The organism is Flavobacterium sp. GW823-FHT04A11, from assembly GCF_058796535.1.
Map to the genome: position 1 here is coordinate 3,164,259 of NZ_CM179503.1, position 15,950 is coordinate 3,180,208.

The following is a 15,950-nucleotide window of genomic DNA, read 5'->3' on the forward strand; positions in this document are numbered from 1 at the left end:
TTAAGTTTTTCTCTGCGAATAGCTTTTTTTTTCATTAATTTGCTACATAAACAGCTAAAAAATATGAAAAAACAATCTTCAAAAGCCTTATTAACCATGGCTTTGTTTGTGGGGATTTCTTCTGTTTGGGCACAGCAAACGCCAGCTACAACAGCAGTTACTCCTGTTAATAATTACAATTACCATGATGCTTTTGCACCACATTTTTACACTAAAAATGGTACATCAACCCGTTCTGCCAGCGGTCAGCCGGGAGCAGAATACTGGCAAAACAGAGCCGATTATCAAATAACGGCAAAATTGAATGCAACATCAAACGAGATTGTTGGTACAGACGAAATTACGTATACAAATAATAGTCCTGATAAATTAGGGTTTGTCTGGTTGAATTTAGACCAGAATTTATTCAAAGAAGATTCAAGAGGAAACGCTGTTGTGCCTTTAACCGGAAGCCGTAACGGAGCTCAGGGTCAGGTTTTTGACGGAGGAAATAAAATAAAATCAGTAAAAGTAATTTCTGGAAAGAAAAAAACAGAAACTGATGTAAAATATGTTGTTACAGATACAAGAATGCAAATTTTTCTTCCTGAAGAATTGGCTTCAAAAGGAGGATCTGTAAAAATTAAAATCGAATTCTCATTCATCGCACCTTTTGAAGGATCAGACAGAATGGGAGTTTTAGAAACTCAAAACGGAAAAATCTTCACAATCGCACAATGGTACCCGCGTATGTGCGTATATGATGACGTAAGAGGCTGGAATACTGCGCCTTATTTAGGAGCTTCTGAGTTTTACTTAGAATATGGTGATTTTGATGTAAAAATCACAACTCCGGCAAATCATTATGTGGTAGGTTCGGGTGAATTATTAAATGGAGCCGAAGTATTGCCTGCTGAGCAATTTAAACGTTATACAGAAGCGAAACAAAGCGACAAAACAGTTATGATTCGTTCTGCAGAAGAAGTTGCTGCAACTGCAAACACCAATGCAACAGGCGAAAAAACATGGCATTATCAAATTAAAAATGCGCGTGATTTTTCATGGGCATCGTCTCCGGCTTTTATCTTAGACGGAGCAAAAATAAACTTGCCAAGTGGTAAAAAATCTTTAGCCTTATCTGCTTATCCGGTAGAAAGTGCCGGAAACGGTGCCTACGGACGTTCTACAGAATATGTAAAATCATCAATAGAAAACTATTCAAAAAGATGGTTTGAATATCCTTATCCGGCAGCAACAAACGTAGCAGGAAATGAAGGCGGAATGGAATATCCGGGAATTGTTTTCTGTGGATGGAAATCTAAAGGAGATGATTTATGGGGAGTTACAGATCACGAATTTGGACATATTTGGTTCCCGATGATTGTAGGTTCAAACGAGCGTTATTTTGCCTGGATGGATGAAGGTTTTAATACTTTTATCAATTCTGTAAGTTCTTATGATTTCAATAATGGCGAATACAAACAGCCTGCTGCTAATTTGCACGAAGATGCAGAATATTATACAAGTCCAAAACTAGAAACTATTATGAGTTCTCCTGATAATATGAAGGAAGCTAATATTGGTGTTTTATGTTATGCAAAACCAAGTGCAGGTTTGGTAATTTTGAGAGAACAAGTTTTAGGACAAGAGCGTTTTGACAAATCATTACGCGCTTATGTGGAGCGTTGGGCTTATAAACATCCAACTCCGGATGATTTTTTCAGAACAATTGAAAATGTTGCGGGAGAAGATTTAAGCTGGTTCTGGAGAAGCTGGTTCGTAAACAACTGGCGTTTTGACCAGGGAATCAATTCTATTAAATATGTAAAAAATGATCCGGCAAAAGGAGTTGTGATTACAGTTGAAAATTTCGACAAAATGCCAATGCCAATTGTTTTGGATGTAAAAACAAAAAGCGGAAAAGTAACGAGAGTTAAATTGCCTGTAGAAATCTGGCAGCGTAACAATGAATGGTCTTTCAAACATAATTCTACAGAAGAAATAGAAAGCATTACATTAGATCCTGATCACGCATTTCCAGATTATAACGAAAGTAATAATGTGTGGACTGTGGGAAAGGGAAAAGTTGAAAAAGATATTATTCTGGATGGTTACATCGGGAATTATTCTACTTCAAAAGCACCTTTAAAAATTGAATTCTCAGAAAAAAACAGTGTTCTTAGTGCTGAAATCACTAATTATCCTAAGTTTTCTGTTGAGCCGGTTGCAGGTGAAAAAGACACTTTTCAATCGAAAAGAGCAGGTTTAAAATTCAAATTTAATGAAGCAAAAACCGGATTTGATATGATTGTTTTAGGAAATGGACAAGTAATTCCGTTTACAAAGAACTAAATCAAATATTTGTAAAATATTAAAAACCCGATAGTTACAGTATGACTATCGGGTTTTTTGTTTTTTTTCAATTACAAGTTTCACGTTTCAAGTTTGAGTTTTTCAGAAAACTTAGAATCTTAGAAACTCAGAACCTTAGCCTCTTTAAAAAAAAATAACATTACATTAAAAAAATGTTAGAATTTTATTTTTTTGTTTTGTAAATTAAAAAATAGTGTACTTTTGCACCGATGAATAAAATAAGTTTACATATAACTTCTTTGTCACGGACAAACTCACCTGTAACTTCTCCCGAAGTACGGATGCTATCTCTATAGTATTCACAGAGTTTTTCGCCGCGTATTTATTTATATTCATTTTTCATTTTGAAATCACACAATTTGTCCATTGGACAAACATATACTAAAAGTACATCTTATATTAAATTTTTTCTAAATCAAGTTTTTGATTTTGAGAATGTTACTTCTATTTTGTCTATTTTTATTGGATGTTTTTCCGGATTTCAAACTAAACAATACGTTTTAATTTTTAACTCTAACTTCAACTATTGAAATGAAAATCTCTATTGTTGTAACTCAGGAAGAACACTTCAAATTCGCACAGGAAATTTGCGATACGATAGAATCATCTGCCTTATTAAGAGGTACGGGGATTGCTAAAAGAACTCCTGAATACATTCAGAAAAAAATGTCGAACGGTGATGCGATGATTGCTTTGGCAGATGGAAAATTTGCAGGTTTTTGTTATATCGAAAGTTGGGAACATGGAAAATTCGTGGCACATTCCGGCTTAATTGTACATCCGGATTACAGAAACTTAGGTTTGGCAAAACAGATCAAATCGAAAGTTTTTGATTATTCCCTGCAGAAATATCCTGACGCAAAAATATTCGGGATTACAACCGGTTTGGCTGTAATGAAAATCAACTCTGATTTGGGGTACAAACCTGTTCCATTCTCGGAATTGACAACAGATCCAAGTTTTTGGGCGGGTTGTAAAACCTGTACCAATTTTCAAATTCTTCAAAGTAAAGAAAACAAAATGTGCTTGTGTACAGGAATGTTGTACGATCCAAAAGATAAACCAAAAGATCCGCCAAGACATCCTTTTAACGAAGTTGTTTTGAGCAGATTAAAGAAAATAAAACAAGCCTTATTCTTAAACAAAATACTGTCTTTGTTTTTTTTATCTTAAGAATAGAAACTAGAAAAAGAAATCTCAAACTTGCTAAATACGAAAGTATTAGCCTAAATTATAAAAAATGAAAAAAGTTGTATTAGCTTATAGTGGAGGATTAGATACCTCGTATTGTTTGAAATATTTAAAAAATGAAAAAGGATACGAAGTTCATACCGTACTTGTAGATACAGGAGGATTTAGTGAAGAAGAATTAACAGCGATTGAAAAAAGAGCCTACGAATTAGGAAGTGCGCAACACGCCAATCTTACAATCATAGACAAATATTACGATAAAGCGATTAAATATTTGATTTTCGGAAACGTATTAAAAAACAATACTTACCCATTATCAGTAAGTGCAGAGCGTGTTTTTCAAGCAATTGAAGCCATTAAATATGCTAAAAAAGTAGGAGCAAGCGCCATAGCACACGGAAGTACAGGTGCAGGAAATGACCAGATTCGTTTTGATTTGATTTTCCAGACTATTGCTCCGGAAATTGAAATTATCACACCAATCAGAGACTTGAAATTATCAAGACAGGAAGAAGTTGATTACTTAGCTAAAAATGGCGTACACTATTCTTGGGAAAAAGCACAATATTCCATCAATAAAGGACTTTGGGGAACAAGTGTTGGAGGAAAAGAAACTTTAACTTCAAGCCAGCCTTTGCCAAGTGAAGCTTATCCGTCACAATTGCAAAAAGAAGGCGAAGAAAAAGTGACTTTGCATTTTGAACAAGGAGAATTAGTGGCTTTAAACGGTAAAAAAGATGCTCCTGAAAATAATATCGTGAAGTTGGAAAAACTGGCAAATGCTTATGCAATTGGTAGAGATATTCACGTTGGAGACACTATTATCGGGATTAAAGGAAGAGTTGGTTTTGAAGCTGCTGCTCCGTTAATTATCATCAAAGCGCACCATTTATTAGAGAAACATACACTTGGAAAATGGCAGCAATACTGGAAAGAACAATTAGGAAACTGGTACGGAATGTTGTTTCATGAAGGTCAGTTTTTAGATCCGGTAATGCGTAATATCGAAACATTTTTACAAGACACACAAAAAACAGTAAATGGAACGGTAACAGTTTCTTTAAAACCATATCATTTTTCGCTTGACGGAATTGAATCTAAAAATGATTTAATGAACACAGGTTTCGGGCAATACGGAGAAATGAACAACGCCTGGACGTCTGACGATGCAAAAGGATTTATTAAGATTTTAGGAAATGCACAAAACATATTTTCATCTGTAAACCATTTAGAACACGATTAATTTGTGATGATTTATTCAAAAAATAAAACTTAATTTTTATGAAAGCAAAAGTATTTTTTCTATTTCCAATTCTTTTAATGTTTCTGGGCTGCTCAAGTGATACTGTCGCACCTGAAAAAGAAGAATTAAAAGAGATTACCTATGAAGTTTTATTATTTGAATTTACAGCCGACACAGGTAATAATTCATCTCGATTACATTATGAAATAAAATATAATAACCCAAATAATGTTGCTGTAAAAGGAACATCCAGCGTAACTGCCAATTATAACGGATTGATATTAACTCCTATTAAAAGAGTTCCTCCATATATTGAAATTGGTGCAAATTCTACTTATACAGAAGTTTATAATGTTGAATCTCCACATGACACACAATCATTAAGTCCTGAGCAGATAAAAGCATATTACATAAAGTTTGTATCCGCAAAATTTGTTTTGGCTATTGATTAAAAAAAACTAGGAGATTAGACAACTTTTTAAAATTGGCTAATCTAAAAACACAAAAGATATTAAAAATCGAATTCGATTTAACAATATATTTAAAAAGTAAAAAATATGATTAATATCGGAATAATTGGTGGTTCGGGCTACACGGCCGGAGAACTTATCAGAATATTAATGTATCATCCCAATGTAAACATTGATTTTGTTTACAGCACAACAAATTCGGGTAAACCGCTCTCTGTAGCGCACCACGATTTGATGGGAGATATTGAAATGAATTTTACTGATAAGATAAATCCGGATGTAAATGTTGTTTTCTTATGTCTTGGACACGGAAAATCGATTTCATTTTTGCAGGAAAATCAGTTTGCAAGCCACACTAAAATCATCGATTTAGGAAATGACTTTAGATTGAACAAAGATGCTCATTTCGAAGGAAAAGATTTTATCTACGGATTGCCGGAACTGAATAAATCAGACATAAAAAAAGCAAATTTTATTGCAAATCCGGGTTGTTTTGCTACAGCTATTCAATTGGCTTTATTGCCTTTAGCTAAAAATAATTTATTGAATAACGACGTTCATATTAATGCAACAACCGGAAGCACAGGCGCTGGAGTTGGACTTTCAGAAACTTCGCATTTTAGTTGGAGAAATAATAATATGTCGCATTATAAAGCTTTTGAACACCAGCATTTGGGAGAAATCTCAGAAAGTCTGGTTCAGTTGCAGGATGATTTTGAAAGTGAATTGCTTTTTATTCCAAACAGAGGAGATTTTCCAAGAGGAATTTTTGCAACCTTATATACAACATCTGACGAAACTCTTGAACAAACTGTTGCCAAATACGAAGATTTTTATAAGAACGAACCATTTGTAACCGTGACAACGACAAACATCAATATGAAACAAGTCGTGCAAACCAACAAATGTATTATCAGTTTACTGAAAAAAGGAAACCGGATTTTAATCACGTCAATTATTGACAACTTAACCAAAGGTGCTTCAGGACAAGCCATTCAAAACATGAATTTAATGTTCGGACTTGAAGAAACCACAGGTTTACATTTGAAACCAAGCGGATTTTAAATTGTTGTCAAAACGGTTAATCGTTTATTCGGTTAATCGATTAAACAAATGAACGGTTAAACAATTAAACAACAAAAAATGAATTTATTTAACGTATACCCACTTTATGACATAACTCCTGTAAAAGCAGTAGACTGCACCATTACAGACAATAACGGAGTGGAATATTTAGACTTATATAGCGGACATGGTGTAATTTCGATTGGCCACACGCAACCTGATTATGTTGAAAAACTAAAAAATCAATTAGATCATTTAGGATTTTATTCGAATGCGATTCAGAATCCCCTACAAGTTGAGTTGGCTCAGAAATTAGGTAAACTTTCAGGATTAGAAGATTACGAATTGTTTTTATGCAGTTCCGGAGCTGAAGCGAACGAAAATGCATTAAAACTAGCCTCTTTCCATAACGGAAAATCAAGAGTTGTAGCTTTTGATAATTCTTTTCACGGAAGAACTTCTGCAGCCGTTGCTGTTACAGATAATAAGAAAATCGTTGCGCCAATCAATGCTCAGCAAATAGTTACTTTTTTACCTCTGAACCAAATCGAATTGGTTGAAGCTGAATTGGCCAAAGGCGATGTTACAGCAGTAATTATCGAAGGAATTCAGGGAGTTGGAGGTTTAGATCAGGGAACAACAGAATTTTTTCAGGCTTTGGAAAAAGCATGTAAAAAACATGATGTTGTTTTGATTTTAGACGAAGTGCAATCGGGTTACGGAAGAAGTGGAAAATTCTTCGCTTTCCAACATCACGGAATCAACGCTGATATTATTTCAGTTGCAAAAGGAATGGGTAATGGATTTCCGGTAGGAGCCATTTTAATCTCTCCAAAATTTGAAGCAAGTTTCGGATTATTAGGAACCACTTTCGGCGGAAGCCACTTATCTTGTGCAGCAGGAATTGCGGTTTTGGATGTAATTGAAAAACTGGATTTGCAGAAAAATGTAAACGAAGTTTATGCATATTTCTTAGAAAAAATCAAAGAAGTTCCGGGAATCAAGCAAGTAAAAGGAAAAGGTTTAATGCTGGGAGTCGAATTCGATTTTGATGTTGCAGCGTTGAGAAAAAAACTAATTATCGAAAAACATATTTTTACAGGAAGTGCCAACAACAAAAATCTGTTGAGAATTTTACCGCCATTAACTGTGAAAAAAGCTGATATTGATACGTTTGTAAAAGCTTTAAAAGAAAGCTTGGAAGAACTATAATGTTTGTTTAATCGTTTATCGTTTAATCGATTAAACAAATAAACGAATTAACGATTACACGATTACACGAATTGACCAATTAAACCAAAAAAATGAATCCATTATCAATTGAAAAACGCAATCTGGTTTTGCGATCTATGGCAAAGCTGGTCGGAGAGGAGCGGAGTCAAATAATTCTCACTAATAAGGAAGATTTACTGGCTTATGACGGCTCGGATTTAGCGATGGAAGAACGCCTGAAAGTTGATGATAAAAAAGTCGACGAGATGATTTTATCGTTGAATCAATTGGCTTCGCAAGAAGATCCGGTTGGAGTTGAGCGTTTTCATTTTGTTCATGATAATGGAATCAAAGTGGTCAATAAAACCGCTGCTTTTGGTACGATATTAATTATTTACGAATCTCGTCCCGACGTTACGATTGAAGCTGGCGGAATTGCCTTTAAGTCCGGAAATAAGATTTTATTAAAAGGAGGAAAAGAATCTTTAAGATCAAATTTAAAAATTGTTGCTTTATGGCATCAGGCGCTTGAAGAAAATGGAGTTTCGAAAGATTGGGTTGAATACCTCAATTTTAATCGGGAAGAAACGCAGCAATTTTTAGAAAAACCAACTCAAAAAGTAGATTTAATTGTTCCGAGAGGAGGAGAAAAATTAATTGAGTTTGTCAAAAAGCACGCAACTTGTCCGGTAATTGTAAGCGGACGCGGAAATAATTTTGTTTACGTTCATAAAGATGCTGATACGGATTTGGCTTTAAAAGTAATTTTAAATGCTAAAACATCTAAAATATCAGCTTGTAATGCTTTAGATAAAGTTTTAATTGATTCAGAATTACCCAATTTTGAAGGTTTTACAGCAATGTTAATCGAAGCTTTAATAGAATCTAAAGTGGAAGTTATCGTTGATAAGTCATTACAAAATTTCGAAAATACGGAAACACTTCAAAACGAAGATATTTGGTACGAAGAATTTCTGGATTATAAAATTGTCATCGGAACAATTGATTCTGAAGAACATGCAATCGAAAAAATTAATAAATATTGTGGCGGACATTCAGCTGCAATAATTACAAAAGAGGACAAAAGTGCAAAGAAATTTATGGAATCTATTGATGCTGCGGCCGTTTATCACAATGCGTCAACCCGTTTTACAGATGGAGGACAATTTGGTTTAGGCGGTGAATTAGCGATAAGTACAGATAAATTGCATCAACGCGGACCAATTGGTTTACAACATCTTGTAACAAACAAATGGTACGTTTACGGGGAAGGGCAAATTAGATAATTGAGATAATTTGTCAATTAGATAATTAGAAAATGTCCAATTGAGATTAAAAAAAACTTAGATTCTTAGTATCTCAGAATCTTAGCCACTTAGAAAAACATGAGCAAAAAACGGATTTTATTAAAAATAGGAAGTAATACTTTAACCAAAGAAACCAACCATATTTCGCGGGGAAAGATCGAAGATATTGGTATGCAAATCGCCGCTTTAAACAAAGATTACGAATTTGTAATTGTAAGTTCAGGAGCAATCGCAGCCGCAAAACAATTTGTAAAACTAGAAAGTAAAGGCAAAGAAATTGCGTTAAAACAAGCTTTAGCATCAATTGGTCAGCCCCATTTAATGCGGATTTTTCATGAAAATTTCAGCGATTTAGGATTATTGACTTCTCAATGTTTGCTTTCTTATTCTGATTTCGAAAAAGAGCAATCGAAAGTAAATATTGTCAATACCATAAATGTTTTGGTCGAGAACAATTACATTCCGATTATTAATGAAAATGATACCGTTGCCACAGATGAGATTCGGTTTGGAGATAATGATAAATTAGCAGCATTAACGGCGGTTTTGCTAAATGTTGATATTCTGATAATTGCAACCAATACAAACGGTATTTACACGAAAGATTCCATTCACGATGAAAATCCTGAAACCATTAAATTGGTAAATGATCTGAAAGTATTAGAAAAAGAAATCGGCGAATCAAAATCATCACACGGAACAGGCGGAATGCAATCCAAAATCGAAGCCGCCGGAATTGCAAAAGCAGCCAACATTGAAACCTGGATTGTGAATGGATTAAATGATAATTTTATTTTAAAAGCTTTGAAGGACGAAATTCCTTTTACAAAAATAGTATGATTATGACGCGGATGAGACAGATTCGCTTCGCGAAAACGCGGATAAAAAACGGATTTTCTATTTAATTCTAATAAATATGTAGTATATTTCATTCAAATTTTTAAAATTATGGAATTGTTACAGGAAGAGTTAACCGATGTTATTATTAAAACTTTTTATGAAGTATATAATGAATTAGGATATGGATTTTTAGAAAGAGTTTATTTAAATTCTCTATACTTGGAATTAAAAACTAAAGGTTTAAATGTTGAAGCTCAAAGAAAAATAGAAGTTTATTATAAAGGAATAGAAGTTGGAGAATATTATGCAGATTTAATTGTTGAAAATTTAGTTATTCTTGAATTAAAAGCGGCTGATAGTATTGCACCAGCTTTTGAAAATCAAATATTAAATTATTTAAGAGGAACAAATTGTGAAGTCGGTTTACTCTTAAATTTCGGAAAGAAACCAGAATTCAAACGGAAAGTTTTCGAAAATAGCAGAAAAATAAGAAAGTAAAAAAAAAGAAAAAATCAGTTTTTATCCGCGTTTTCGCTTAGCGAATCTGTTTAATCCGCGTCTAAATAACACAATACAAAAAGAGATGAATTATATTTCAATACAAGATATCGACTCATTATCAAAATGGGTAAAAAGCGCATTAAAAATAAAAAAGAACCCGCTTAAAAATAAAAAATTAGGGAAAGATAAGACCTTAGGAATGTTATTTTTCAACCCAAGTTTAAGAACGCGTTTGAGTACTCAAAAAGCGGCTATAAACTTAGGAATGAATGTTATGGTAATGAATTTTACCAACGAAGGCTGGACTTTAGAATTCGAAGACGGAGCCGTAATGAATTCCGGAGCATCAGAACATATAAAAGAAGCTGCAGAAGTAGTTTCTCAATATTGTGATATTATTGCAATTCGTGCTTTTGCAGGTTTAGTCGACAAAGAAAAAGATTATGCTGAAACGGTAATTTCAGGATTTTTGAAACATGCAACTGTGCCAATTGTAAACATGGAAAGTGCTGTGCGTCACCCAATGCAATCTTTGGCGGATGCCATTACAATGGAAGAATACAAGACAAAACACAAACCAAAAGTAGTGCTTTCGTGGGCGCCGCATCCAAAAGCATTGCCTCAGGCAGTTGCGAATTCATTCGTAGAAATGATGCAAATGCAAGAAGACATGGATTTTGTAATCACGCATCCAGAAGGTTACGAATTAAGTCCTGAAATTACTAAAGACTGCAAAATAGAATACGATCAAAATAAAGCATTTGAAAATGCTGATTTCGTTTACGTGAAAAACTGGAGTAATTTCAACGATTACGGAAAAGTAACCAACAGTGATACAAACTGGACTGTTACCGCAGAAAAAATGGCTTTGACAAATAATGGAAAATTCATGCATTGCCTTCCAGTTCGTCGTAATGTTATTGTGACTGATGAAGTGATCGACAGTGAAAATTCAATCGTAATTCAACAAGCGAATAACAGAACGTATTCGGCACAATTGGTTTTACAGAAAATTTTAAAAAAGTTATAATTTGAGGTACAAAGGCTCAAAGAGACAAAGGTTCAGAGGTTTTTAAACCGTAATAAAACCTTTGTTCCTATGAAGCTCTGTTCCTATGAACCTTGAAAGAAATGAACGTTAAAGTAATAAAAATTGGCGGCAATATAATTGATAATCCAACCGAGTTAGAACAATTCTTAACTGATTTTTCTAAAATCGAAGGTTATAAAGTTTTAGTTCACGGCGGTGGAAAATCGGCTACAAAGATGGCGGAGAGTATTGGTTTGGTTCCGCAAATGATTGAAGGACGACGAATTACCGACGCTCCAATGCTTGATGTTGTCGTGATGATTTATGCCGGACAAATCAACAAACATATTGTGGCACAATTGCAAGCAAAAGATAATAACGCAATTGGTTTTTCAGGTGCTGACGGGAATTTGATTCAATCGACAAAACGAAATCACCCTACAATCGATTATGGATTTGTAGGCGATGTAAAACAAGTCAATACCAAATTATTAGCAACTTTATTAGAAGCCGGAATTACACCAGTTTTTTGTGCGATTACACACGATAAAAACGGACAATTATTAAATACAAATGCTGACACAATTGCGAGTGAATTATCAATTGCATTGTCAGAAGTTTTTGATGTTACTTTAACCTATTGTTTTGAAAAACAAGGTGTTTTACAGGATTCAGAAGATGATAATTCTGTAATAACAGAAATCAACGAAAAATTATACAATAAACTAAAAGAAGAAAAAGTAATCCATTCCGGAATGATTCCAAAACTGGATAATTGCTTCAATAGTTTATCAAGAGGCGTTCAGAAAATCAAAATTGGGCATCATAAAATGCTTCAAAATCCAGATGTTCTGCACACCACAATTACGTTATAGAATGAGTTGCCACGAATTACACGAATTTTCACGAATCAAGATTTAGAAAAAATTAGCGAAAATTTGTGCAATTCGTGGCAAAAAAATACAAGCGCGCAAGGCATTTTAAATATTAATTTTAGAAATTTGCGCAAATTAAAATCGTCACAAATCGATTAAAAGATTCAATTAAAAACTTTGTGACTTTGTGCCTTCGTGGCAAAGAACCTACACCTATGAAAAATATAGAAACGCTTACCCAAGAGGCAATTAACTTATTGAAAAATCTAATTGAAACGCCTTCATTTTCAAGTGAAGAAGATCAAACGGCACTTTTGATAGAGAATTGGTTCAATCAAAACGAAATCCCTTTTAAAAGAGAAAACAATAATGTGTGGGCTTTCAATAAATATTTCGACCAAAATAAACCAACACTTTTGCTGAATTCTCATCACGATACCGTAAAACCGAATCAGGCTTATACAAACGATCCTTTTAAAGCTATCGAAGAAGACGGAAAATTATTTGGTCTGGGAAGCAATGACGCCGGAGGATGTTTAGTTTCGTTACTGGCGACTTTTGTACATTTTTACGAAAATCAAAATTTATCTCATAATATTGTAATTGTGGCTTCCGCCGAAGAAGAAAGCAGCGGAAAAAACGGTTTAAACAGCGTTTTAAAACATTTACCGGAGTTGGATTGCGCTATTGTTGGCGAACCAACTTTAATGCAATTGGCTGTGGCTGAGAAAGGTTTGTTAGTTCTTGACGTAAAAGTAAAAGGAACCGCAAGTCACGCTGCACATCAAAACGACGATAATTCATTATACAAAGCAATTCCGGTAATGGAATGGTTTAAAAACTATAAATTCGATAAAATCTCAGATGTTTTAGGTCCCGTAAAAATGACCGTAACGCAAATCAGCGCCGGAAAACAGCATAATGTCGTTCCATCAGAATGTGATTTAGTTGTTGATATTCGTGTAACGGATCGTTACTCAAATACCGAAATTCTGGAAGTGGTAAAAGCCAATGTAAACGCCGAAGTTACACCAAGATCAATGCATTTAAATGCGTCATCAATTCCGGTTGCACACGGTTTAGTTCAGGCCGGAATCGCTTTAGGAAGAACAACTTACGGCTCACCAACACTTTCAGATCAATCTGTTTTGAGTTGTCAGTCATTAAAATTAGGACCAGGAGAAACATTACGGTCACATTCAGCAGACGAATTTATTTTCATCAACGAAATCGAAGAAGGAGTCGACTTGTATATCAAAATACTAACTGATTTCTTTAAATTATAAGAAAAGAAAAACCGCCACGAATTCACGAATTTATATCTTCATAGATTATCAAAAATAATTCGTGAATTCGTGGCGAAAAAAAATACTACCTATGAAACTTTGGGAAAAAGGAATACCAACAGATAAACAAATCGAACATTTCACCGTTGGAAACGATCGTGAGCTTGATTTGGTACTCGCAAAATATGATGCTTTAGGTTCAATTGCACATGCTAAAATGCTAGGGCAGATTGGTTTGTTAACTCAGGAAGAAACGACTTCTTTAGTTGATGCTTTAAACGAAATCATCGCTGATGTTGTAATCGGAAATTTCGAAATTGAAGATAGTTTTGAAGATGTACATTCTAAAATCGAATATCTTTTAACTGTAAAACTGGGTGATGCCGGAAAGAAAATCCACACGGCCCGTTCTCGTAACGATCAGGTTTTAGTAGACGTCCATTTATATTTAAAAGATGAGTTAAAAGCTTTAAAAGAACAAGTTAAAACATTGTTTGACTTGTTAATTGAATCGGCAGAGAAACACCAAAATGTTTTATTGCCGGGATATACACACTTGCAAATCGCCATGCCATCGTCATTCGGAATGTGGTTTTCTGCTTACGCAGAAAGTTTAATTGATGATGTAACGATGCTGAATGCAGCTTCAATAATCGTAGACCAGAACCCATTAGGTTCTGCGGCAGGTTACGGAAGTTCTTTCCCAATCAACAGAACTTTTACAACACAGGAATTAGGTTTTGAAACATTGAAATTCAACGCTGTTGCCGCTCAAATGAGCCGTGGAAAAGCAGAGAAAACAGTTGCATTTGCGATGAGCAGTGTTGCGGCAACTTTATCAAAATTTGCAATGGACGTTTGTTTGTATATGAGCCAAAATTTTGATTTTATCGGCTTGCCGGCGCATCTTACAACAGGATCGAGCATTATGCCACACAAGAAAAACCCTGATGTTTTCGAATTAATCAGAGGGAAATGCAATAAGATTCAGGCGCTTCCGTACGAAATCACCTTAATTACCAATAATTTGCCAAGTGGTTACCACAGAGATTTACAGCTTTTGAAAGAAGGTTTATTTCCTGCGCTTCAAAACTTAAAAGCATGTCTGGATATTGCGATTTTTTCTGTAAAGGATATTACCGTAAAAGACAACATTTTAAAAGATAAAAAATACGATTACCTTTTTACAGTTGATACTTTAAATGAAATGGTTTTAGCAGGAATGCCGTTTAGAGATGCATACAAAGCAGTTGCAGAACAATTGGAAGCCGGAACGTATCAATCTCCAAAAGAAACAAAACACACACACGAAGGCAGTATTAATAATTTGTGTTTGGATGCTATTAAAGATAAAATGAAAGCAGCGTTTTAAACATCTTTCATCAACAAAAAAGCCGATTTGTATTATTTACAAATCGGCTTTTTTTATATGTAAATTAATCGCTGCTTAACTTTTGTTACTGCAATTTGTAGCAATTAAACCATTAGAATTAACCTGAAGTGTAGCTCCGGCGCCACACGATTTATTAGCGACATATTCCTCTACTTTTTCAAGCGGAATTGTTGTGTAAGGATAAGTTGGCTTGCTTACTGCTGTTCCAAAATCCGAAGAACCTTTACGGCAATGATCAAAAACAATTCCAACTGTTCCTCCATCTGTGCTGATATATTCTTTAAAAGCCTTTTCTACTTTTGCAAAATCACAACCTTCCACATAACACGTTGAATTTTTAGCTCCTCCGCCTAAACCAATTGCGACAGAACCGGTTTCTGATGTATTATAGTAGCAATTTAAAATATGAATTTCAGCATTTCTGGCACGAGGCATTCTTTGTTTGCATCCTTCTGCCCAATAGCAATTTTTGAAGGTAATACTATAATGCCCATCAGCAGGGAAATCATTCTTGCCTGAACCAATTAAATTGCTGAAACTGTGATTATCAGCGCCACCGGAACCTCCGGATTTTGCCATTTTCAAATATGTAAATTTACACCAGGAAATAGTGACATTATCCGCTTTTCCTTTATTGTCAAAATTTCCGTCCTGGCCATCCTGAAACTCGCAGTGATCTACCCAAAGATTCGTGCAATCTGCCGTTAGATTATCTTGTCCGTCAATGTCATACGATCCCGGGCCAATAAAAATTAGATTTCTTATAATCACATTATCAGATCCGGTTTTTAAATACAAAATTCCGGCTCCGGGATTTGATTGATTTTCATTGACAAGTTTTGCACCCGGCAAACCAATTATTGTTTTATTGGTGACAACTGCCTGAATAGGTTTTCCACTTGGAATGGTAATTATTCCCGACACCAAAATTACAGCCGGGGTATCAGATTTTATTTTTGCTGCCAAATCAGTGTAAGTGCTAACAATCACCGGAGCAGAATTCCCGCCGCCTGTAGTTGCAGCACCAAATCCTTCAGGAGAATTCATAAAATAATTTTGTGCGGAAAGATTAGATAGGCTAAATAATAGAAAGAGTAAAAGAATGTTTTTTTTCATTTGTAAAATAATTTTTTGTGGTTTTTGTTTAGATAGTTTTTTAATGTAATCGATTGCACGAATTTAATT

Annotated in this window: 14 protein-coding genes; 13 read left to right on the forward strand and 1 reads right to left on the reverse strand. The window is 34.5% G+C overall.

The window, feature by feature from the left end:
- The first annotated feature begins 63 nt into the window (after positions 1-63).
- The 13 genes from AC3QL1_RS13560 (at position 64) to argH (ending at position 14,744) form a co-directional block, all read left to right on the forward strand.
- Positions 64-2,331, forward strand: coding sequence for a M1 family metallopeptidase (locus AC3QL1_RS13560; RefSeq protein WP_492492100.1), 2,268 nt, complete (start codon positions 64-66; stop codon positions 2,329-2,331).
- 552 nt (positions 2,332-2,883) lie between these two features.
- A complete protein-coding gene (locus AC3QL1_RS13565) occupies positions 2,884-3,525 on the forward strand; it encodes a GNAT family N-acetyltransferase (RefSeq protein WP_492492102.1) in 642 nt (213 codons plus the stop codon).
- A 67-nt stretch (positions 3,526-3,592) separates the two neighbouring features.
- Entirely contained in the window at positions 3,593-4,786 is a 1,194-nt protein-coding gene (locus tag AC3QL1_RS13570) for an argininosuccinate synthase (RefSeq protein WP_492492103.1), read from the forward strand.
- Positions 4,787-4,824: 38 nt separating this feature from the next.
- Positions 4,825-5,238, forward strand: a complete 414-nt coding sequence (locus AC3QL1_RS13575; RefSeq protein WP_492492105.1) for a hypothetical protein — start codon at positions 4,825-4,827, stop codon at positions 5,236-5,238.
- Positions 5,239-5,343: 105 nt separating this feature from the next.
- Positions 5,344-6,321, forward strand: a complete 978-nt coding sequence (gene argC, locus AC3QL1_RS13580; protein ID WP_492492107.1) for an N-acetyl-gamma-glutamyl-phosphate reductase — start codon at positions 5,344-5,346, stop codon at positions 6,319-6,321.
- A 78-nt stretch (positions 6,322-6,399) separates the two neighbouring features.
- A complete protein-coding gene (locus AC3QL1_RS13585) occupies positions 6,400-7,533 on the forward strand; it encodes an aspartate aminotransferase family protein (RefSeq protein WP_492492109.1) in 1,134 nt (377 codons plus the stop codon).
- A 92-nt stretch (positions 7,534-7,625) separates the two neighbouring features.
- Positions 7,626-8,819 (forward strand): glutamate-5-semialdehyde dehydrogenase, encoded by a 1,194-nt coding sequence (locus AC3QL1_RS13590; protein WP_492492110.1) that lies wholly within the window; start codon positions 7,626-7,628, stop codon positions 8,817-8,819.
- 99 nt (positions 8,820-8,918) lie between these two features.
- A complete protein-coding gene (gene proB, locus AC3QL1_RS13595; protein ID WP_492492112.1) occupies positions 8,919-9,680 on the forward strand; it encodes a glutamate 5-kinase in 762 nt (253 codons plus the stop codon).
- A 108-nt stretch (positions 9,681-9,788) separates the two neighbouring features.
- Complete coding sequence (locus AC3QL1_RS13600) at positions 9,789-10,178, forward strand: GxxExxY protein (protein ID WP_492492114.1); 390 nt, start codon at positions 9,789-9,791, stop codon at positions 10,176-10,178.
- A gap of 85 nt (positions 10,179-10,263) precedes the next feature.
- Complete coding sequence (locus AC3QL1_RS13605; protein WP_492492116.1) at positions 10,264-11,211, forward strand: N-acetylornithine carbamoyltransferase; 948 nt, start codon at positions 10,264-10,266, stop codon at positions 11,209-11,211.
- 101 nt (positions 11,212-11,312) lie between these two features.
- A complete protein-coding gene (argB, locus tag AC3QL1_RS13610; RefSeq protein WP_492492117.1) occupies positions 11,313-12,086 on the forward strand; it encodes an acetylglutamate kinase in 774 nt (257 codons plus the stop codon).
- Between the two features lie 215 nt (positions 12,087-12,301).
- The gene (locus AC3QL1_RS13615; RefSeq protein ID WP_492492119.1) at positions 12,302-13,372 is read left to right on the forward strand and encodes a M20 family metallo-hydrolase; all 1,071 of its coding nucleotides are present in this window, start codon (positions 12,302-12,304) and stop codon (positions 13,370-13,372) included.
- A 91-nt stretch (positions 13,373-13,463) separates the two neighbouring features.
- Entirely contained in the window at positions 13,464-14,744 is a 1,281-nt protein-coding gene (gene argH / locus AC3QL1_RS13620) for an argininosuccinate lyase (protein ID WP_492492120.1), read from the forward strand.
- Positions 14,745-14,819: 75 nt separating this feature from the next.
- Here the strand turns inward: argH and AC3QL1_RS13625 are convergent, their stop codons facing one another.
- Positions 14,820-15,812 carry a pectate lyase family protein gene (locus tag AC3QL1_RS13625; protein ID WP_492492121.1) on the reverse strand — a complete coding sequence of 331 codons (993 nt, stop codon included), beginning with the start codon at positions 15,810-15,812 and terminating at the stop codon, positions 14,820-14,822.
- Between the last annotated feature and the right edge of the window lie 138 nt (positions 15,813-15,950).